The organism is Planosporangium thailandense, from assembly GCF_011947195.1.
GTDB lineage: Bacteria > Actinomycetota > Actinomycetes > Mycobacteriales > Micromonosporaceae > Planosporangium > Planosporangium thailandense.
The window spans coordinates 21,644-27,643 of record NZ_JAATVY010000048.1 but is presented as its reverse complement, the minus strand read 5'-3'; the positions used below and the strand labels follow the sequence as shown (position 1 = coordinate 27,643).

Below are 6,000 nucleotides of genomic sequence, written 5' to 3'. Positions count from 1 at the left end.
TTGTCCGGATAGACGGGCACGACCGGCTCATCAGCAGGCTCGTCGCTCAGACACCCGCAGGCGTCCACCACCACGACATCGCCGTCATGAACCGCGCCGGCCGTCGACTCCCACGCCCGATCGGTCAACACGACCGCGGCCCGCGCCTCACCCAGTACCAACCGCATCCGGTCCGCCGGCGCCCGCACATCCAACGGCACGTACGCCCCGCCCGCCTTGAGAACCGCCAGCTCCGCCACGACCAGATCCACCGAACGATCCATCAGGACCCCAACCCGATCCTCCGGACCTATCCCGAGCCGGATCAGCCGGTGCGCCAGCCGATTGGCCCGCCCCGCCAGCTCCGCATAGCTCAGCTCCACCCCACCACAGACCACCGCCACCGCATCCGGCGTCCGGCGCACCTGCGCGTCGAACAGACCCGGCACCGTACCGACCGGCCTCCGGCGCGCCGTGTCGTTCCACTCCACGAGGACCCGGTCGCGCTCCGCCGACGTCAGCATCGGCAGCTCACCGACCCGCCGCTGCGGTCCGGCGGCGATCCCGGTCAGCAGGACCCGCAGGTGCCCGGCGACCTGCTCGATGGTCGCCGCGTCGAACAGGTCGGTGTTGTATTCGATCGCGACGCTGAGCGAATCGTTGCGGGGCAGGAACTCCACGACGAGGTCGAACCTGGCGCACGGGCGCGGCAGGTCCTGCTCGACGATCCGCAGTCCACCGGCTCTCCTCGGCCGGACCATCTCGTTCTGCAGCAGGACCATGGCCTGCACGAGCGGGTTCCGACCGGGGTCACGGTCGGGCTGGAGCTCCTCGACCAGCCGGTCGAACGGGACCTCGTCGTGGGCGAAGGCTTCCAGCACCGTCTCGCGGACATCGGCCATGAGGTCGCCGAACCGTCGGGCGCGATCGACGGTGGTCCGCAGCACCACGGTGTTGACGAAGAACCCGACGAGGTTTTCCAGCTCGGCGCGGTTACGGCCGGCGGTCGCGGTACCGACGACGACGTCCTCGGCGTTGCAGTACCGCGACAGCAGCACCTGCACCGCCGCGACGAGGGTCATGAACAGCGTGGCGTCGTGCGCCTGCCCCACCGCGGTCAGCCGGTGCACCAGGTCGGGCGGGAGATCGTAGCGGTATACCGCGCCGGAGGTGGTGCGTACCTGCGGTCGTGGCCGGTCGGTCGGCAGCTCCAGTACGGGAACGTCGGCCAGCTTGCGCCGCCAGTACGCGAGATGCTCGTCGAGCGCCGGTCCGGCCAGGCGCTCCCGCTGCCACACCGCGAAGTCCGGGTACTGGATGGCGAGCTCGGGCAGCTGCGCGGGGCGGCGGCTGGCGGCGGCCGCGTACAGTTCGGCGAACTCGTCGACGAGTACCCGCACCGACCAGCCGTCGGTGATGATGTGGTATTGGCTGAGTAGCAGGACGTGGTCGTCGGCGGCGAGGTGGACCAGCAGCGCGCGGGTCAGCGGCGCACGGCGCAGGTCGAAGGGGCGGTTGAGCTCGTCGGTCAGCTCGCGCGCCAGCGCGGACTCCCGCTCGCCGCGGTCCAGCGTGGACAGATCGACCGCGCGTACGGGGATCTCACCGGCGTCGGCGACGACCTGGACGCCCTGCCCGTCCACGTCGTCGAACGTGGTGCGCAGCGACTCGTGCCGGGTGACGAGCCCGTCGAGGGCGACCCGCAACGCGACCGGGTCGAGCCGGCCGGACAGCCGCAGGCCGATGCCGGTGTTGTACTCGGTGGCGCCGCCGGCGAGGTCGTCGAGGAACCACAGTCGCCGCTGCGCGGCCGACAGGGGCAGCGTGCGGTCGCGTGGGACCGGGGCGATCCGCTCCTGCCGGCTTCGGCGCGGTTCGCCGTCGACGAGGGCGGCGAGGCCCGCGACGGTCGGGGCGTCGAACATGGCCCGCGGCGAGAGGTCCGCGCCGAGGGTGGCGCGGATTCGGCTGAGGACCCGGGCGCTGAGGATCGAGTCGCCGCCGAGGTCGAAGAAGTTGTCGTGGACGCCGATGCGGTCGACGCCCAGCACCTCGGCCCAGATGCCGGCGATGGCCCGCTCGGTGTCGCTGCCCGGCGCCACGAACTCGGCGTCGCCGACGATGGTGGCCGGGTCCGGCGCGGGCAGCGCCCGGCGGTCGAGCTTGCCGTTGGGCCCGATCGGCAGCGCCTCGAGGGTCACGAACGCGGCCGGCACCATGTACGCCGGCAGCCGCCCGGCGAGGTAACCGCGTAGCGCGGCGACGTCCAGACCCTGCCCCACCACGTACCCCACCAGGCGTTTCACTCCGGGCTGGTCCTCCCGGGCGACCACCACGGCCCCATTGACGTCCGGATGCCCGCGCAGCAGCGCCTCGATCTCACCCGGCTCGATCCGGAAGCCCCGGATCTTGACCTGGTCGTCGGCCCGGCCGGCGAACGCCAACTGCCCGTCGGCCGTCCACCGCACGACGTCGCCGGTGCGGTACATCCGCTCTCCCGGCGCACCGTACGGATTCGCCACGAACCGTTCGGCGGTCAGGCCCGGCCGGTTGAGGTATCCACGTGCCAGGCCGACCCCGGCGACGTACAGCTCACCGGTCACCCCGACCGGCACCGGCCGCAGCCGCGCGTCCAGCACGTAGGCGTGGGTGTTGGGGATCGGCGCCCCGATCGGCGGGGTTCCGCGCCCGGCCTGCAGCGGCTGGCTCCAGGTGGCGACCACGGTGGCCTCCGTCGGCCCGTACGCGTTGACCATCCGTCGGCCGGAGGCCCACCGGTCGACGAGGTCCGCGCCGCACGCGTCGCCACCGACCACCAGCGTCCGGAAGCCGGCCAGCCGGCCCGCCGCGGCGGGCTCGACCGTGGCCAGCGCGGCCGGCGGGACCAACGCGTGGGTGATCGCGTGCTGCTGGAGCACCGTCTCCAGGTGCTCGCCGAGCAGCGGGCCCGCCGGTGGTACCACCAACGCCGCCCCCGCCGGCAGCCCCGCGCACAGTTCCAGCACGGAGGCGTCGAAGCTCGGCGACGAGAACAGCAGCACCCGGTCACCGGGCGCCACCCGCAGGTGCGCCGCCTCGGCCGCGGCGAAGCTCGCCAGTCCCCGGTGCGTGACCGCGACCCCCTTCGGCCGGCCGGTGGACCCCGACGTGTAGATCACGTACGCCGTCTGATCCACGTCCACCGGTCCCAGCCGGTCGGCGTCCGACAGCGCGCCGTCCGGCAGGCGGTCGATCTCGGCCACCACCGAGGGGTCGTCGACGGCCACCGCCGGCGCATCCGCCGACGCCGGCACCCGGTCGGCCAGCTCCGCGCGGGTCAGCACCACCGCCGGCGCCGCGTCGGCGAGCATGAAGGCGATCCGCTCGCCCGGGTAGTCCGGGTCCACCGGCAGGAAGGCGCCACCGGCCTTGGCCACCGCCAGCTGCGCCACCACCATCTCCACCGATCGCGGCAGCACCAGGGCGACGAGACGCTCCGGCCCCACCCCCAGCCCGACCAGGTACCGGGCCAGCCGGTTCGCCCGCGCCTCCAGGTGCGCGAAGCTCAACGCGGCGTCCCCGCACACCAGCGCGGGCACCTCCGGCCACCGCGCCGCCGCCGCCTCGAACAGCTCCGCCAGCGACGCCGGCGCCACCTCGACCTCCGTGTCGTTGAGCGTCACCAGCACCAGGTGCCGCTCCGCGGGTGACAGGAGGTCGAGATCACCGACCGGTACCGACGGGTCGCCGGCGGCCGCCTCCAGCACCCGGGTGACGTGGCCGACGAACCGCCGCACGGTCTCCTCGTCGTACCGGGAGGTCCGGTACTCGACGACGCCGGACAGGTCGGTGGCCGGCTCGGCCAGCCGTACCGCGAGCCGGACGTCGACCGGCACGTCGTCCGTCCCCGGCGCGACCGCCACGCTGCCGAGGTCCCCGTCCAGCCCCAGCTCCTCGACGAGGCGCGCGAACGGCACGCCCGCGTTGACGATGGCGGTGTGCCGGGTGGCGCGTACCTGCAGCAGCAGGTCGAGGAAGGTCACCGAGGCCTGGACACGGCATCGCAGGAGCACCGGGTTGGGCGGCTGCTCGGGCCGGTCGACCAGCGTGGCGACGGTGATGTCGTCGGTGCCCCCGTAGTACCCGAGCACCGCCTGGACGGCGGCCACGACGAGGTCGAGCGGGTCGACGCCGTACCGGCCGGCGAGCGTGGCCAGCCGCGTCGCCGCGTCGGGCGGCGCGGCGAAGGAGCACGTCGCCGTCGATTCGGTACCGGCAGGGGCCGGCGCCCGGGCGGGCAGGCCGGCCGGGGTCGCGCCGTCGAGCTGTTTCCTCCAGTGCTCCACCTGCTCCTGCCAGGTCGGGACGTGCGTCGACGTCTGGCGTGAGTGGTCACGGGCAGCGTGGGTCACATCCTGGGCCACCATGACGGTTCTCGACCTCCGGGCGCGGTTGATGAGGCGCGGTTGATGAATGGGCGTGACGGGGGTGGAACGAGCGGGCCGGGCCGCGGATCAGGCGATCCCTTCCCGGCTGTCGGTGCGCGCGGCGCCCGCGTGCCGGCGGGCGAGGCGGCCGCCCATCTGCAGCGCGTCGATCTGTGCTGTCCCGGGGTTGCGCAGGAAGCGCCCGCCGAGCACCTCACGTCCCGTCGCCGGATCGTGGACGGTGAACGTGAGGTGGTCGTAGAACGTCAACGGCTCGAGGTGGTCGCCGTTCGCCAGGTACACGTTCCCGTCGCGCTTCTCGACCACGACGTGCTCGACATCGCCGTTGACGTACCTGCCGGCGCAGCCGGTCGGCGGGGCGGTCGGGATCCGCAGGGGCGTCCGGCGCCGGGCGGCCGCGATGGGAACACCGGCGGCGTCCAGCGTGGACATCACTTCCCGCCAGAGGCCGGCGCCCGAGTTGGCGTTGGTGGTGAGGGCGACGACCCAGCCGGCCACCGGATCGACGCGCAGGTAGCAGGAGGCCCCGTCGATGTTGCCGTCGTGGCCCACCCAGGTGGCGTCGTCCTCCCGGTACACCGCGAGGCCGAGCCCCCATCCGTCGGCGAGTCCGAACGGGTGGGCGCCCGAGACCGGCGTGCGCATCCGTTCGGCGTGGGCCGGCGGCAGCGGTCCCGGCATCCCGAGGTCTCCGAGTACCTGCCCCAGGACGGCGAGATCGGCGGCGCTGACCGCCAGCGCGCCGGCCGCGGCGTACGTGGGTGGCAGCGATGGACGGGCCGGGCGGGTCCTGCCAAGGCGGACGTTGACGGAGTGGCCGGCGGCGAGCGGGCGCGTCGAGGTACGCGGCTCGGGACCGACGATGAAGGCCGGCCGGATCCCCAGCGGCCGGAGCACGATCGACTCCACCGCCTCCCGCCAGCTCATTCCGGTGACCGCTTCGATGATCCGGCCGACCAGGACGTAACCGAGGTTGGAGTACGAGAATCCCGCGCCCGGCCGGAGCACGAGGCTGTGGCGGCGGCAGTACTCCTTGATGTGTCGTTGGGGGAAGCCGTCCGGCGCCTCGTCCGGGTCCGGGTCCGCCAGCCCGCTGGTGTGGCTCAGCAGGTGCCGCAGGGTGGCCTCGCCACCGAGGTCCTCCAGACCGGGAAGGTACTCGCCGACCGGGTCGTCCAGGTCGATATCGCCGTCGGCGACCAGGACCATCGCGGTGGTCGCGGTAAACGTCTTGGTGATGGAGCCGATGGCGAACGCGGTGTCGGCGGTTACCGGCTGTCCGGTCCCGTATGCCAGTTCACCCATGTCCGTGGTAACCGTCCGGCCGTCGTGGTGAATGGCGAGTTGCGCCCCCGGTACGCCGTATTTGCGGGCCAGCACGGCGAGTTCGTAGCCGAGCGAGGGCAGCAGACTCGATGTCATCACACGTGCAGCCAACGCGATACCTCCGTTACGGTCCGTCGATATCCGCCGGATTTCCGCCGGCGCATACGGATCTGTCGGGTGAGTAGCTGTGCCACCGGCTGCGCAGTCGGCGGGCCGGCCGGGGTGTGGCGCACCGCGGCCGGCGCCGCGTCGCCGGGTGCCCGCTGAG

The 6,000-nt window shown here is 73.2% G+C and carries 2 protein-coding genes; both read right to left on the bottom strand.

Going from position 1 to position 6,000, the window contains the following annotated elements; all coding sequences use genetic code 11:
• Positions 1-4,385 (bottom strand): non-ribosomal peptide synthetase (locus HC031_RS31380; RefSeq protein ID WP_167929086.1); only part of this gene is annotated, 4,385 nt, incomplete at its 3' end.
• Between the two features lie 87 nt (positions 4,386-4,472).
• The gene (locus HC031_RS31375; RefSeq protein WP_240943275.1) at positions 4,473-5,828 is read right to left on the bottom strand and encodes a serine hydrolase domain-containing protein; all 1,356 of its coding nucleotides are present in this window, start codon (positions 5,826-5,828) and stop codon (positions 4,473-4,475) included.
• Between the last annotated feature and the right edge of the window lie 172 nt (positions 5,829-6,000).

What these genes read in the sequence shown, in the direction of transcription:
- HC031_RS31375 (WP_240943275.1), bottom strand. Translation starts at nt 5,828, where the DNA reads ATGACATCGAGTCTGCTGCCCTCGCTCGGCTACGAACTCGCCGTGCTG.